This window comes from Saccharopolyspora karakumensis (assembly GCF_004349225.1).
Lineage (GTDB): Bacteria > Actinomycetota > Actinomycetes > Mycobacteriales > Pseudonocardiaceae > Saccharopolyspora > Saccharopolyspora endophytica.
Genome location: NZ_SMLA01000044.1, coordinates 25,652 through 39,869, shown reverse-complemented (window position 1 = coordinate 39,869; position 14,218 = coordinate 25,652). Strand labels below are relative to the sequence as shown.

Below are 14,218 nucleotides of genomic sequence, written 5' to 3'. Positions count from 1 at the left end.
CATCGGGCTCGCCTCAGATGGTCCAGGTGTCGTTGCCGTGGAGCAGCTTCTGCAGGTCCGCGGGCTTGGAATCCGCCGCCTGAGCGACCTGCTCGCGGGCGAGGTCGTCGTAGGTGGGGCGGACGGTGTTGCGGAAGACGCCGGTGATCGCCGGGCTGAGGTCCTGGCCGCCGAGGCGGGACAGGGCGAAGGCCAGCGACGGGTCCTCGCGCTCGGCATCGTGCACCACGACGTCGGCGGAGTCCACTTCGGACAGCTTGGCGACGCGGAGCCCGTCCGGCCCCTGCACGACGCCGTAGCGCTCGTCCTCCGGTCCGAACACGATCGGCTCGCCGTGGGCGAGCGAGACGATCCGGCGCTCCTTCTCCTCGTTGTCCTTGAGGACGTCGAAGGCGCCGTCGTTGAAGATCGGGCAGTTCTGGTAGATCTCCACCAGCGCGCTGCCCCGGTGCTCGGCGGCGGCCTTGAGCGTCTCGGTGACGCCCGCGCGATCGGAGTCGATCACCCGCGCCACGAACGAGGCCTCCGCGCCCAGGGCCAGCGACACCGGGTTGAACGGGTAGTCCAGCGAACCGGCCGGGGTCGACTTGGTGACCTTGCCGACCTCGCTGGTCGGCGAGTACTGGCCCTTGGTGAGCCCGTAGATCCGGTTGTTGAACAGCAGGATCTTCAGGTTCACGTTGCGGCGCAACGCGTGGATCAGGTGGTTGCCGCCGATGGACAGCGCGTCGCCGTCACCGGTGACCACCCACACCGACAGGTCCGGCCGCGAGGTCGCCAGACCCGTCGCGATGGCCGGGGCACGTCCGTGGATGGAGTGCATCCCGTAGGTGTTCATGTAGTACGGGAACCGGCTGGAGCAGCCGATGCCCGAGACGAACACGATGTTCTCGCGCTTGAGCCCCAACGACGGCAGGAAGCTCTGCACCGCGTTGAGCACGACGTAGTCGCCGCACCCCGGGCACCAGCGGACCTCCTGGTCGGACTTGAAGTCCTTGGCCTTCTGCGGCGCATCGGCGGCCGGCACCCCGGCCAGTCCGCCGAGCGACGGCATTCCCAGCTCGGTGGCGGTCACGCGGACACCCCCTGCAAGACATCGGTGAGCACGTTCTGCAGTTCTTCGGCCTGGAAGGGCAGGCCTGCGACCTTGGTGTAGGACTGCACGTCGACGAGGTAGCGGGCGCGCAGCAGCATCGCCAGCTGGCCGAGGTTCATCTCCGGCACGATCACCCGGTCGTAGCCGCGCAGCACCTCACCGAGGTTCGCGGGCATCGGGTTGAGGTACCGCAGGTGCGCCTGCGCGACCTGCAGGCCCTGCGCCCGCACCCGGCGGCACGCGGCACCGATCGGCCCGAACGACGAGCCCCAGCCCAGCACCAGCACGCGGGCCTCGCCGGAGGGGTCGTCGACGGTGAGGTCCGGGACCTTCACGCCGTCGATCTTGCGCTGCCGCAACCGGACCATGTGGTCGTGGTTGTCCGGGTCGTAGGAGATGTTGCCCTTGCCGTCGGCCTTCTCCAGACCACCGACCCGGTGCTCCAGCCCCGGCGTGCCCGGAACCGCCCAGTCGCGGGCGAGGGTTTCCTCGTCGCGCACGTAGGGCCAGAACTCGCCGGAACCGTCGGTGGCGTTGGGCTCGGTGGCGAACTCCACGCTCAGGTCCGGCAGCGACGTCACGTCCGGGATCAGCCACGGCTCGGACCCGTTGGCGATCGCCCCGTCCGACAGCAGCAGCACCGGCGTACGGTACTCCAGCGAGATGCGGGCCGCGTCCAGCGCGATCTCGAAGCAGTCCGCAGGCGAGCACGGTGCCAGCACCGGCACCGGCGACTCGCCGTTGCGGCCGTAGAGCGCCTGCAGCAGGTCGGCCTGCTCGGTCTTGGTCGGCAGACCCGTCGACGGGCCACCGCGCTGGATGTCGCACACCAGCAGCGGCAGCTCCAGCGCCACTGCGAGGCCGATCGTCTCCGACTTCAGCGCCAGGCCCGGTCCGGACGTGGTCGTCACGCCCAGCGAACCGCCGAAGGAGGCACCCAGAGCGGCGCCGACACCGGCGATCTCGTCCTCGGCCTGGAAGGTGGTCACGCCGAAGTTCTTGTGCTTGGCCAGCTCGTGCAGCACGTCCGAGGCCGGGGTGATCGGATACGTCCCGAGGAACACCGGCAGCTTGCTCTGCTGCCCGGCCGCCACGATCCCGTAGGCCAGGGCGGTGTTGCCGGTGATCTGCCGGTAGGTGCCCTCCGGCAGCTTGGCCGGGGCGACCTCGTAGGTCACCGCGAACGACTCGGTCGTCTCGCCGTAGTTCCAGCCCGCCCGGAACGCCAGCACGTTGGCCTCGGCGATGTCGGGCTTCTTGGCGAACTTCTCCCGCAGGAACCGCTCGGTGCCCTCGGTCGGCCGGTGGTACATCCACGACAGCAGCCCCAGCGCGAACATGTTCTTGCAGCGCTCGGCGTCCTTCTTCCCCAACCCGGTGTCCGCCAGCGCGCCCTGGGTCAACGTCCCCATCGCCACGCGGTGCACCGCGTAGAGCTCGTCGAGGACCTCGCCCTCCAGCGGGTCGCCCTCGTAGCCGACCTTGGTGAGGTTGCGCTTGGTGAACTCGTCGGTGTTGACGATCAGGATCCCACCATGCGGAAGATCGCCGAGGTTCGACTTCAGCGCCGCCGGGTTCATCGCCACCAGCACGTCCGGCCGGTCGCCGGGGGTGAGGATGTCGTAGTCGGCGAAGTGGAGCTGGAAGCTCGACACACCCGGGAGCGTGCCTGCGGGGGCCCGGATCTCGGCCGGGAAGTTCGGCAGCGTGGCCAGGTCGTTCCCGAAGGCCGCGGCCTCCGAGGTGAACCGGTCGCCGGTCAGCTGCATGCCGTCACCGGAGTCACCGGCGAAGCGAATCACGACCCTGTTGAGCTTCCGGGTCCCGTTCGTCCGGTGTCCGTTCGTCGCACCCAATTGATCCGTTCCCCTTCAATTGCAGGCAACGTTCGTCCTGTGGCGAACGATACAGGTACGGGAGTGGCCGCGATCACGGAGTCGATCTTGGCGACCACCGTGCGCGATCCTCTGCGCGGAACGATCCAGTTCCAGATCTCCGCGCAGGCAGGAGTACCTGTATCGATGGTGCAACCGGGAGGTGAACGGACGCTACGGGCTGCTCATCGACAAATTTGTGATCTGCCACACGATGACCGCTTCCCAAGATGCGGGAAAACGATCGCTCAACTGGCCGATGCCCACCCGGGGCCGGGTCGGATTACATCTCAAACCGGACTACAAGTCCGATCGAGCCTGCCCGTGGAGGACACCATGCCGCTGCATCCGGAAGCCGAACCCTTCGTCGCACAGGCGAAGCAGCTGTTCCCCGACCTCGGCGGCGAGGTGACCGACGCCGCGACGGCCCGCAGGCTCTCAGCGGCCAGAGGCGATGACCGGCCGCGCCAAGCGGTCGAACGCGTCGAGGGCCGGCTGATCCCCGGCTCCTACGGCGTGGAGATCCCGGTGCGGATCTACTGGCCGAGCCCCGGGACCGGCCTTCCGCTGCTGGTGTACTTCCACGGCGGCGGCTGGGTCTTCGGCGACCTGGAGTCCCACGACGGCCTCGCGCGCTCGCTGGCCAACGAGGTCGGGGCCATCGTGATCTCGGTCGACTACCGGCTCGCACCCGAGCACCGCTACCCCGCCGCAGTCGAAGACGCCTACTCCGCGACCGTGTGGGCCGCCGCCCACGCCGCCGAGCTCGGCGGCGACGCCTCCCGGCTGGCCGTCGCCGGCGACAGCGCAGGCGGCAACCTCGCGGCGGTGACGTGCCTGCAGTCCCAGGAGCGCGGCACCCCCGAGGTGGCCTTCCAGCTGCTGATCTACCCGGTCACCGACCACGACTTCACCACGCAGTCCTACGTGGACAGCGGGCCGGACTGCCTGCTGACCAAGCAGCACATGATGTGGTTCTGGGACGAGTACGCCCCCGACCTGGAGGTCCGCGACCACCCCCACGCCTCGCCGCTGCGCGCCGACGACCTCACCGGCCTGCCGCCCGCGCACGTGCTCACCGCCGGCATGGACCCGTTGTGCAGCGAGGGCAGGCGCTACGCCGAGCGACTCGAGGAAGCGGGTGTGCCGACCTCGACCCAGCACTGCCCCGGCCTGTTCCACGGCTTCGCCCCCGACGCCGCGGCGATGCCGGTCGCGGCCGAGGCGATGCGCGAGGTCTACGCGGTGCTGCGCACAGCGCTCGGCTAGCGTTCCCGCGCCTCCAGTGGTGCGCTGGGGACGAGACGAGAGCGGGGGTGGGCCAGGTGGCCGACGAGGTCGATGTCGTGGTGATCGGCATGGGGCCGGGTGGCGAGGACGTGGCCGCCCGGCTCGCACGTGCCGGGTTGTCGGTGGTCGGAGTCGAGTCCCGTCTGGTGGGCGGCGAGTGCCCGTACTACGCGTGCATCCCGACCAAGATCATGGTGCGCGCCGCCGACGCCCTGGGCGAAGCTCGCCGCGTGGGGGAGCTGGCCGGGTCGTCGACCCTCCGGCCGGACTGGTCCCCGGTGGCCGCCCGCATCCGCGACGAGGCCACGACCGGCTGGAACGACGAGATCGCGGTCCGCCGGTTCGAGGGCACCGGCGGCCGCTTGGTGCGCGGCGTCGGGCGCATCACCGCGCCCGGTGAGGTGACGGTCGGCGAGCAGGTGCTGCGGGCCCGGCGCGCCATCGTGCTCAACCCCGGAACCGAACCGGCCGTCCCCCCGATCGAGGGCCTGGCCGGCACTCCGTTCTGGACCAACCGCGAGGCCGTGTCGATCGAGAAGGTCCCGGAGTCCCTCGTCGTGCTGGGCGGCGGCCCCGTGGGGCTGGAGTTCGCACAGGTCTTCGCCCGGTTCGGCAGCGAGGTCACGGTCATCGAGGCGCAGTCGCAACTGCTCCCGCTGTCCGAGCCGGAGGCCGCCGAGGTGATCACCGATCGCCTGCTGGCAGAAGGGGTGCGCGTCCGGGTCGGCGATGCCGTGCAGCAGGTGTCCCACGACGGGCGCTTCCAGATCTCCACCGAGGGCGAGCAGTTCGAGGCCGATCACCTGCTGGTCGCCACCGGTAGGCGCACGGATCTGGGCGCGCTCGGCGTGGCGACCGTGGGCCTCGACGACACCGCCCGCACGATCTCCGTCGACGGCCGGATGCGCGCCACCGACGGCGTCTGGGCGGTCGGCGACGTGACCGGGCACGGAGCCTTCACCCACTCCTCGGTCTACCAGTCGCGGATCGCCGCGGCCGACATCCTCGGCGAGCAGGTCACCCCCGCCGACTACCGCGCGATGCCGTCGGTGACGTTCACCGATCCGGAGGTCGCCGCGGTCGGGCTGACCGAGATCCGAGCCGTCGCCGAGCTCGACCGGGTGCGCACCGCGATCTCCCGGTTGCCCGAATCGACCAGGGGTTTCATCCATAAGGTCGGCAACGAGGGACTGGTGAAACTGGTCGCCGACGGCGATCGCGGTGTTCTGGTCGGTGCCACGGCCGTCGGCCCGTCCGGCGGTGAGATCATCGGCGCGCTGGCCGTCGCGGTGCACGCCGAGGTCCCCATCGCCCGGCTCAGCGAGATGATCTTCGCCTACCCCACGTTCCACCGGGCGATCGAACCCGCTCTCGACGAGCTCGCCGCCGGCTAGTCGCGGGCCGCGCCCCGCCGGCGCTTGCGTTCGTACATGTCCTTGTCCGCGGCGTGCACCAACTCGTCGCGGGTGGCGTGCGGATCGGTGGTGACGGCGAGCCCGACGCTGGTGCGCAGCCGCAGGGTCGTTCCGCTCACCGTCACCTCCCGGTTGAGGCGCTGTTCGATGCGGTCCCGCAGCGCGGCGGCTTCGGCTGCGCTCTCGACCAGACCCACCACGACGAACTCGTCGCCGCCGAGGCGCGCGACCGCGTCGCCTCCCGGGACCGCCTCCTGCAGCTCGTGGGCGGTGGCGATGATCATCTTGTCCCCCATCAGGTGGCCGTACTGGTCGTTGAGCGGTTTGAGCTCGTCGAGATCGGCCACGATGACGGCGAGCATCCCGTCTCCCCGGGCGAGCCGCCTGAGCCCCAGGTCCATCAGGTCGGCCAGCATCGTGCGGTTGGCCAGCCCGGTGAGCGGGTCGTGCAGCGCGAGCTGCGCCAGGCGCGCATCGGCGAGGCGGCGCTCGCCGATGTCGTCGTACTGGCTGACCACGAAGGCCGGCCTCCCGCTGGCCCCGGGGACGGCGGTGGCGCGGATCAGCATCCAGATCGCGTGGCCGTCCTTGCGCCGGTAGCGCTTCTCGATGTTGACGCTCTCCACCACGCCGTTGACGAGATCCTCCAGCGCCGCGCGTCCGCGATCGTCGTCGTCCTCGAAGGTGACCTCGCTGAAGTGCTTGCCGAGCATTTCCTCGCGGCTGTAGCCGAGCATGTCGCAGAGCGTGTCGTTGACCTCGGTCCAGTACCCCTTGAGGTCCAGCAGCGCCATGCCGATCGGAGCGTTGGCGAAGCTGCGCTGCCACAGCAGTTCGGCCTCGCGGCGCCTGGTGATCTCCTGGCTCTGGGAGAGGAAGTAGACGGGGGCACCGAGGGCGTCCCGGATGAACGAGCGCGAGACCAGCACCCAGATCACGGTCCCGTCGGAGCGGATGTAGCGCTTCTCCAGCGGCACGTCCGACTCGATCGGCCCACCGGCGTCGATGTCATCGGGGTGCGTGACGCTGCGGTAGTCGCGACCGACCAACTCCTCCGGGCGGTAACCCAGCATCGTGCAGAACGCATCGTTGACGTGCAGGTACTTGCCCTGCAAGTCGATGATCGCCATGGCTGCCGCAGCCTGTTCGAAGAGCGGCTGCCAGGGGTTCGGCGCAGCGTTTCCGCCCGGTGGTGAGGAGTTGGACATACGAAACGCACGATAGCCGCCGCGCACCGGGCACGCATCGACTGACGAAGACCACATCTCCGCGTAAGACTCCGAACACGGTGCGTTACTATCCCGGCACCGATCCAGTCGAGCGCGGAGCGTGTGCAATGGCGGGAACCTCGGTGGGGCGCGCCGTCGATCAGATCCGGCGGATGCTGCGCAGTCAGGAACTGCTTCCGGGACAGCCCCTGCGCCAGGAGGCGCTGGCCGAACGACTCGGGATGAGCCGGGTTCCCATCCGGGAAGCCCTCAAGTCGCTGGAGGCCGAAGGCGTCGTGCGCCACCAGCCGAACGTGGGCTACACGGTGACCCGGCTGTCCTCCGACGAGCTGCAGCAGTCCTACCTGATGCGCGCCGCGCTGGAGTCCACGGTGCTGCGCCGGGTTCCGCAGTTCAGCGACGCGCAGCTGGTCGACCTGCGCGAGCTCAACCGGAGCATCGAGGCCGCCGCCGAGGCCACCGACGTCCTGCGGATGACCGAGCTCGACCACGACTTCCACTTCGTCATCTTCCGGAGCTCCCGGCTAGACCTGATCGTCGACGAGATCGAGCGAATATGGACCATGACCGAGCCCTACCGCTCGGTCCACTTCTACGACCAGGGCACTCGGCGAAGGCTGGTGCGCGAGCAGCGCATGCTGATCGACGCGCTGCGCAAGGGCGAGACGGCCACCGCGATCTCGATCATGGACGCGCACCGCAACAGGCCGGTGCTCCCGGTCCCCGCCACCTGCGGAGCCGCGATCCCCTCAGCGCGCTGACGTCTTCGCGGCGCTAGAGCGAGTCGATGCGGGCGGCGATGCCGTCGAGGACTCGGCGCAATCCGTACTCGAACGGAACGTCGGCCTTGCGCGGGCGGCGTTGGGCCACCGCGGCCATGACCTCGCAGACCGTCGGGAAGGCCTCCTGCTGACCGAACTCGGCCAGCATCGCCGCGCTGATCATCTGCGGCCCGTCGGAACCCCGGTCGGCCACGAAGGGGGCGCTGCCCCGCACGAAACCGTTGACCAGCAGCACGATGTTGAGCATGTCGGCGGGTTCCAGGCCGGTACCGCGCAGTGCCGCCAGCCCCGCTTCCAGGAAACCGACCTCGTTCGGCCCCATCACCCGCGGTCGGGTCACCAGCGCCAGCGCCCACGGGTGCCGTTCGAAGACGCTGACGTTGGCGCGGGCCCAGGTTTCCATCGCACTGCGCCACCCGGTCCGCTCGCCGATGTCCGGTGGAGCGCCGATGGCCGTGTCGAGCATCAGGCTGGTCAACTCGTCCTTGCTCGGCACGTAGCGGTAGAGCGACATGGTGCCGACGCCGAGTTCGCCGGCAAGCCGTTGCATCGACAGCGCTTCCAGGCCTTCGGAATCGGCGAGCCGGACCGCGGCCTCGACGATGCGCGGCAGGCTCATCGTGGGTTTCGGTCCGCGCGGTGGGCGGCTCCTGTCGCCCCAGAGCAGTTGAGCGCCACTGGGCTGGACGTGTCGATCGGTCATCGCTGTCCATCCTCGTGCTCGACGTCGGCGTCTGCGTCGCGCGTAGAGGCTACGCCGAACGGGTTAACAACCCGTGTTCTGCACGGCGTGTTCGGAGATCTTCGCGAGTCCGGTTCGGCGGCATCACCCCCAGCCGATGCCGCCGAACCGCCCCGACCCCATCGCTTCGCAATCCCCTATTGCGTGCGGCATACGCATATTACCGCACGGCCCCGACGGCGAGTTCTAGAGGAGCTCCTCCGGCACGTCCACCAGCCGGGCGCGCAGGAACTCCCCCACTGCCTTGCCGATCGGGTCGACGCGCAGGTTGCTGGACCCACCGGTGCCCAGCAGTCCGCGCAGCACGAAGTGGACGGCGCGCAGGTTCGGGAACTCGTGCCGCACGATCTCCAAGCCCTCGGCCTCCGGCATCAGCCGGCGCAGCTCATCGGCGGTGAGCAGGCTCCGCAGCCACGGCCAGGCGTCCGGGTTTGACACCCACAGTCCCACGTTGCTGTTGCCGCCCTTGTCCCCCGCCCTGGCGTGCGCGACGCGACCCAGCGGTGCACGCCGAGTGGCACGCGGTTCCAGCGGCGGCGGTTCTGAATGCTCCGGCTGGGCGGGCTTTTCGACGACCGCGGGAGGTTCGATCTCGATGCGGGATCCGTCCTCGAGGACCACGACGTGCCCGACCGCCCCGACGTCCAGCAGCGCGGGCCAGTAGTCGATGCGCGTGCTCGGTGTCGCCGCCTGCCGAGCGGCGGTGTCGGTGAAGAACCCCGGGATGCTCGACAGGTACAGCTGACCCACACCGGAGACCAGCCGTTGCAGCGGTTCGCGCTCGGCCGCGGTGGCCATGATCCGCACCTGCACGGTGGCGTCCCACTGCCGCTGCGGATCCGCAGCGGCGACACCGATCGCGGAGACGTCCAGTTCGGCCTCGGAGTCGTCCAGCAGCGCCGCGGCCTGCTCGCGGATCAACGCCACCTTCTCCTCGATGTCGAGACCTGTGGCGTAGAGGGTGGTGACGATCTGGTGGCCGATCGGCGCGAACAGCGCCACCTTGGTCGTCGGCGGTGGCGGCGAGCCGGTGGTGCCCGACAGCTGCACCCGGTCCGGCCCGATCTCGCTCAGCCGCACGGTGTCCAGGTGCGCGGTGACGTCCGGGTTGAGGTAGCGCGGGCCCTGGATCTCGTAGACCAGCTGCGCGGTCACGGTGTCCACTGTGACCGCTCCGCCGTGCCCGGAGTGCTTGGTGATGACGGTCGTTCCGTCGGAGTCGATCTCGGCGATCGGGAAGCCGGGTGCGGCCACGCCGGGGATCTCGGCGAAGCCGGAGAAGTTGCCGCCGGTCGTGTGCGGCCCGCACTCGATGATGTGCCCGGCGACGACGGCCGCCGCGAGCCGGTCGAAGTCGGTGCGCTCCCACTCGTGCCACCAGGCGGCGGGGCCGACGGTCAGGGAGGCGTCGGTGACCCGCCCGCACACCACGACGTCGGCTCCGGCGCGCAGCGCGGCGGCGATGCCCCAGCCGCCGAGGTAGGCGTTGGCCGCGACCGGCCGCGCTCGCCAGCTCGACAGCGGTTCGCCGGTGTCCATGCCGGCCAGGTCGTGCCCCTCGGACTGCAGCTCGTCCAGTTTCGGCAGGACGTTGTCGCCCTCGACGTGGGCGACCCGCAGGTCCGCTCCGACTTCCGCGACCAGGCGCCGGACCGCCTCGGCCAGCCCCGCCGGGTTGAACCCGCCCGCGTTGACGACCACTCGCGTGCCGCGCTCGGCGATGGCGGGCAAGTGCGGTTCCAGCTGTGTCAGGAAGTACTCGACGTAGCCGCGCGACGGGTCGTTGCGGTGCCGGGCGGAGAGCATCGCGAGGGTGAACTCGGCGAGGTAGTCACCGATGAGGACGTCGACCGGATCTCCCGCCATCGCCTCGTCGAGCGCGCTGCGCCTGTCTCCCAAGTAGCCCGAGAACCCTGCGATCCGGATCGGCCCAGCCATAGATCCCACCTCATCCTGGGTCGGCGAACTCGTCGGTGACGCTAGGCACAGTGAGGCGACGAGCACAAGAACGCGGCCGGGGCCCGATCTTGACTGCGCGCACGCGCGGCCCTTAACGTTCGCTAAGTTCCGCCGTGCACGGTTTCGCCCTGCAGCGCGCGGTTTTCGCAACCCTGCCTGGAGGAAGAGCCCGTGTCGACAGCAGAGCGGATCAGCTGCACCGTCACCGATGGAGTGGCCGACGTGCGGTTGAACCGCCCCGACAAGCTCAACGCCATCGACCAAGCGATGTTCGAGGAGCTCGTCGCCACCGGCGAACGGCTGCGCGCCGATTCCAGCGTGCGCGCGGTCGTGCTCTCCGGCGAGGGGCGCGGGTTCTGCGCCGGGCTGGACTTCAGCGTCTTCGGCGAGATGGCCGAGGGCGCCCGCCCGCCGCGCCTGGAGACCGACGGCCCGGCCAAGGCCCTCGCGCAGCAGGCGGTGCACATCTGGACGCTGCTGCCGCAGCCGGTGATCGCCGCGGTGCACGGCGTCTCCTACGGCGGCGGGCTGCAGATCGCGCTGGGCGCCGACATCCGGCTGGTGGCCCCGGACGCCCGGCTGTCGGTGCTGGAGATCAAGTGGGGCATCAACCCCGACATGACCGGCACCCAGGTGCTGCCGGAGCTTGTGGGCCGCGATGTCGCCAAGGAGCTGACGTTCACCGGCCGCGTGGTCAGCGGCGAGGAGGCCGTCGCACTGCGGCTGGCCACCCGCGTCGAGGAGCACCCGCACGCGGCCGCCCTGGCGCTGGCGCGGGAGATCGCGGGCAAGAGCCCGCAGGCCATCCGCGAGTCCAAGCGGCTGCTCGACCTGGCCGGGCGCATCCCGCTCGACGAGGGCTTCGAAGCCGAGCAGGTCGCGATCCACTCGCTGATCGGGACGCCGAACCAGCTGGAGGCCATCTCGGCGAACCTGGAGAAGCGCACCCCCCACTTCGCCGACCCGGCCTAGTCCAGGTCGCTCGCGGCGCTGGCCTGCACCGCGTCCGCCACAGCAGCGAGCGCGGGCGAGTCGAGCTTCCACTGCTGCCAGTACAGCGGCACGTCCACGCCGCGGTCCGGTGCGATGTCGACCAGCGCACCGGACCTCAGCAGCGGATCGGCCTGCACCCGCGGAACCATCCCCCAGCCGAGGCCCACCACGATGGCCTCGACGAACCCCTCCGAGGAGGGGACGAAATGCCGGGGGCCACCGGCGCCCCGACCTCGGCTGATCGTGCGCGCGAAGGCGTCCTGCAGATCGTCGTGGCTGTCGAAGATCAGCACCGGCACCTCGTCGAGGACCTGCGCGAGCGACCGCTCCCCCTTCCGCCCCGGAGCCACGCACGCCAGGTAGCGCATGTGCCCGAGCCGGCGCACCGAGCAGCCCTGGACGGGGTCCGGGGTCGAGGTCACCGCCGCCATCACCCGGCCTTCCCGCAGCAGCGTCGTGGTGTGCGACTCGTCGGCGCGGTGCAGCTCGAAGCAGATCCCCAGGTCCTCGCGAACCCTCGCCAGAGCCGGCACGAACCAGGTGCTCAGCGAGTCGGCGTTGACCGCGATGGGCAGTGTGTTCGGCGCACCGCTGCCCGACATGCCGAGCTCGGCGGCGACGTCGCCCTCCATCCGCGCCAGCTGCCGGGCGAAGCGCACCACGACCTGGCCGGAGTCGGTGAGCTGCACCGGCTTGCTGCGGATCAGCAGGACGCGCCCGGTGCGCTGCTCGAGAGCTTTGAGCCGCTGGCTGACCGCCGACGGCGTCACGTGCAGCGCGGCGGCAGCGGCGTCCAGCGTGCCGCCGTCGACCACGGAGAGCAGCGTCCGGACGTGCTCCAGGGGCAGATCGAGATTCACATTCTCTAATGGTAGTTCAGAATCTTTAGCTGTACTGTCCGTCGATCGGGCCCTAGCGTCGGTCGCATGGCAAACGCCCTGCTCCCGATGTCCGCGGGTTTCGCGACCTGCATGTCCCTGATCGTCTCGATCGGAGCCCAGAACGCCTTCGTGCTGCGCCAAGGCCTGCGACGGCACGCCGTGCTGCTGGTGGTGACCATCTGCGTCGTCTCGGACGTCATCCTCATCGCCCTGGGAGTGGGCGGCTTCGGAACGCTGGTGACCAGCTCGCCCACGCTGCTCACCCTGTGCACGGTGGTCGGCGGCTGCTTCCTGCTCTGCTACGGGATCCTCGCCGCCCGGCGGGCGCTGCGCCCCGCGTCCGGCCTCGACGCCGGCACCGGCGAGACGGGATCGCGCAAGCGGGCGGCGCTGACGTGCCTGGCCATGACGTGGCTGAACCCGCAGACCTACCTGGAGACGATCCTGCTCATCGGGTCGGTGGCGGCCGGTTACGGCGCGATGCGGTGGGAGTTCGGAGCGGGTGCGCTGGCGGCCAGCTGCGTGTGGTTCGTCGCCCTCGGGTTCGGGGCGCGACTGCTGACCGGGTTCTTCTCCCGCCCGGGTTCGTGGCGCGTGCTCGACGGCGTGATCGCGGTGATGATGGTGTCGTTGGGGACCAGCCTGCTGGCAGGCGCGTGACCTCTGGATTCACCAAGATGGTCACTTGATGGTGTTGTCTTGCAGCGGCTTTCGAGCCTGACCACCTGATCGTGTAGGCGCTTCTCGCTCGCACTTTCGAACGCCGAGATGCACCATTGACACATGCGTTCGACAGGGATCACCCGAGCCTCCTCGTCCACCTCTGATGAAATCCTGCGCACTTCACCACTGTTCGGCTACCTGAAGCCGGACTCTGTTTCCGAAGCACGTCATTCGCTTCGACATGGGGCTCATACCCATGTCGGACAACGCTGCCGGGCCGTGGCCCGAGAGCCACCGCCCCGCACGCGCTGATGCCCGAGCGTCCTAGACCTCATCGATCCTCATTTGGCCGGTGCTCCCGGCGACATGGTGCTTGACAACTGCAGAGTGGGAAGAAGCGGGCGCTCACACCCCCTCCGGGCGAGCAGGCCACTCCGGCATGAACTCGGGGTAGTCCTGGCTCACCCGGAGGGGGAACTCCGGAGGACGCTTGGCCAGGAACGAACCGATCCCCTCGGCCGCGTCCGCCCCGGCGCCGAGCACGTTCATGCCCTTGGAATCCAACCGGTGCGCCTCCCACGGCGACGACGCGGAGAGCATTCCCCACATGAGCTGGCGGGCCACCGCCACCGAGACCCCCGAGGTGTTCTCGGCGATCTCTCGGCAGATCGACCGGGCGGTGGGGATCAGCTCGTCGTCGGCGACCACCCGGGACACCAAGCGGCCCGACAGCGCTTCCGCGGCGTCGAAGAGACGTCCCGTAGCGGCCCATTCCATCGCCTGCGAGATGCCGACCACCCTCGGCAGGAACCAGGACGAGGCCGCCTCGGGGAGGATTCCCCGGCGGGTGAACACGAATCCGAACTTGGCGCTCTCGGCGGCGATGCGGATGTCCATCGGCAGCGTCATGGTCACTCCGACGCCCACCGCGGCACCGTTGAACGCGCCGATCACCGGCTTGCGCATCGCCGCCACCCGCAGGGCGACCGTGCCGCCACCATCGCGCGGAACCCCGTCGACCTCGCCGAGTTCGCGGTGGGCGTGGGCCCGCACGTCGTTGTTCTCGCCGTTGAAGGTGTCCTCCCCCGCGCTCAAATCCGCGCCGGCGCAGAACGCCCGGCCCGCACCGGTCACGATGACCGCGCGGACCGCGTCATCGGCCTCCGCGGCGTCGAAGGCGCCGATGAGCTCGCCGCGCATCACGTGGGTGAACGCGTTGAGCTTCTGCGGGCGGTTCAGGGTGATCGTGGCGATCCCCTCGGAGACCTCGTATCCGATCTCGGTGTACGTCATC

At 69.9% G+C, this 14,218-nt stretch carries 12 protein-coding genes; 5 read left to right on the top strand and 7 right to left on the bottom strand.

Going from position 1 to position 14,218, the window contains the following annotated elements; translation table 11 throughout:
- Positions 1 to 13: 13 nt before the first annotated feature.
- Entirely contained in the window at positions 14 to 1,075 is a 1,062-nt protein-coding gene (locus E1202_RS23330; RefSeq protein ID WP_132685270.1) for a 2-oxoacid:ferredoxin oxidoreductase subunit beta, read from the bottom strand.
- Complete coding sequence (locus E1202_RS23325) at positions 1,072 to 2,952, bottom strand: 2-oxoacid:acceptor oxidoreductase subunit alpha (protein ID WP_132685269.1); 1,881 nt, start codon at positions 2,950 to 2,952, stop codon at positions 1,072 to 1,074. Before E1202_RS23325 ends, E1202_RS23330 begins: the two co-directional genes overlap by 4 nt.
- Before the next feature lie 354 nt (positions 2,953 to 3,306).
- Between E1202_RS23325 and E1202_RS23320 the strand changes: the two genes are divergently transcribed.
- Together E1202_RS23320 and E1202_RS23315 are read left to right on the top strand one after the other, a co-directional pair.
- Positions 3,307 to 4,239, top strand: coding sequence for an alpha/beta hydrolase (locus tag E1202_RS23320; RefSeq protein WP_132685268.1), 933 nt, complete (start codon positions 3,307 to 3,309; stop codon positions 4,237 to 4,239).
- 56 nt (positions 4,240 to 4,295) lie between these two features.
- On the top strand, positions 4,296 to 5,654 hold the full coding sequence (locus tag E1202_RS23315) for a dihydrolipoyl dehydrogenase family protein (RefSeq protein WP_165943958.1): 1,359 nt from the start codon (positions 4,296 to 4,298) through the stop codon (positions 5,652 to 5,654).
- Here the strand turns inward: E1202_RS23315 and E1202_RS23310 are convergent.
- The gene (locus E1202_RS23310) at positions 5,651 to 6,883 is read right to left on the bottom strand and encodes a PAS domain S-box protein (RefSeq protein WP_132685266.1); all 1,233 of its coding nucleotides are present in this window, start codon (positions 6,881 to 6,883) and stop codon (positions 5,651 to 5,653) included. The two genes, E1202_RS23315 and E1202_RS23310, sit on opposite strands and share 4 nt — an antisense overlap.
- Before the next feature lie 128 nt (positions 6,884 to 7,011).
- Between E1202_RS23310 and E1202_RS23305 the strand changes: the two genes are divergently transcribed.
- A complete protein-coding gene (locus tag E1202_RS23305; protein WP_132685265.1) occupies positions 7,012 to 7,665 on the top strand; it encodes a GntR family transcriptional regulator in 654 nt (217 codons plus the stop codon).
- 13 nt (positions 7,666 to 7,678) lie between these two features.
- On the opposite strand, the gene E1202_RS23300 is transcribed toward E1202_RS23305, so the two are convergent.
- Positions 7,679 to 8,389, bottom strand: coding sequence for a TetR/AcrR family transcriptional regulator (locus E1202_RS23300; protein ID WP_132685264.1), 711 nt, complete (start codon positions 8,387 to 8,389; stop codon positions 7,679 to 7,681).
- Positions 8,390 to 8,614: 225 nt separating this feature from the next.
- Positions 8,615 to 10,366 (bottom strand): acyclic terpene utilization AtuA family protein, encoded by a 1,752-nt coding sequence (locus E1202_RS23295; protein WP_132685263.1) that lies wholly within the window; start codon positions 10,364 to 10,366, stop codon positions 8,615 to 8,617.
- Between the two features lie 192 nt (positions 10,367 to 10,558).
- Between E1202_RS23295 and E1202_RS23290 the strand changes: the two genes are divergently transcribed.
- Entirely contained in the window at positions 10,559 to 11,359 is an 801-nt protein-coding gene (locus E1202_RS23290) for a crotonase/enoyl-CoA hydratase family protein (protein WP_235878929.1), read from the top strand.
- Here the strand turns inward: E1202_RS23290 and E1202_RS23285 are convergent.
- Positions 11,356 to 12,240, bottom strand: a complete 885-nt coding sequence (locus tag E1202_RS23285; protein WP_132685262.1) for a LysR family transcriptional regulator ArgP — start codon at positions 12,238 to 12,240, stop codon at positions 11,356 to 11,358. The genes E1202_RS23290 and E1202_RS23285 overlap by 4 nt on opposite strands.
- 66 nt (positions 12,241 to 12,306) lie before the next feature.
- On the opposite strand from E1202_RS23285, the gene E1202_RS23280 reads away from it, so the two are divergent.
- Complete coding sequence (locus E1202_RS23280) at positions 12,307 to 12,921, top strand: LysE/ArgO family amino acid transporter (RefSeq protein WP_132685261.1); 615 nt, start codon at positions 12,307 to 12,309, stop codon at positions 12,919 to 12,921.
- A 408-nt stretch (positions 12,922 to 13,329) separates the two neighbouring features.
- Here E1202_RS23280 and E1202_RS23275 read toward each other — a convergent pair whose 3' ends face one another.
- The gene (locus tag E1202_RS23275) at positions 13,330 to 14,217 is read right to left on the bottom strand and encodes an enoyl-CoA hydratase-related protein (RefSeq protein WP_132685260.1); all 888 of its coding nucleotides are present in this window, start codon (positions 14,215 to 14,217) and stop codon (positions 13,330 to 13,332) included.
- Position 14,218 lies beyond the last annotated feature (1 nt).

Coding starts and splice junctions, on each gene's coding strand:
- E1202_RS23320 (WP_132685268.1), top strand. CDS start 3,307: ATGCCGCTGCATCCGGAAGCCGAACCCTTCGTCGCACAGGCGAAGCAG.
- E1202_RS23310 (WP_132685266.1), bottom strand. CDS start 6,883: ATGTCCAACTCCTCACCACCGGGCGGAAACGCTGCGCCGAACCCCTGG.
- E1202_RS23305 (WP_132685265.1), top strand. CDS start 7,012: ATGGCGGGAACCTCGGTGGGGCGCGCCGTCGATCAGATCCGGCGGATG.
- E1202_RS23300 (WP_132685264.1), bottom strand. CDS start 8,389: ATGACCGATCGACACGTCCAGCCCAGTGGCGCTCAACTGCTCTGGGGC.
- E1202_RS23295 (WP_132685263.1), bottom strand. CDS start 10,366: ATGGCTGGGCCGATCCGGATCGCAGGGTTCTCGGGCTACTTGGGAGAC.
- E1202_RS23280 (WP_132685261.1), top strand. CDS start 12,307: ATGGCAAACGCCCTGCTCCCGATGTCCGCGGGTTTCGCGACCTGCATG.
- E1202_RS23275 (WP_132685260.1), bottom strand. CDS start 14,217: ATGACGTACACCGAGATCGGATACGAGGTCTCCGAGGGGATCGCCACG.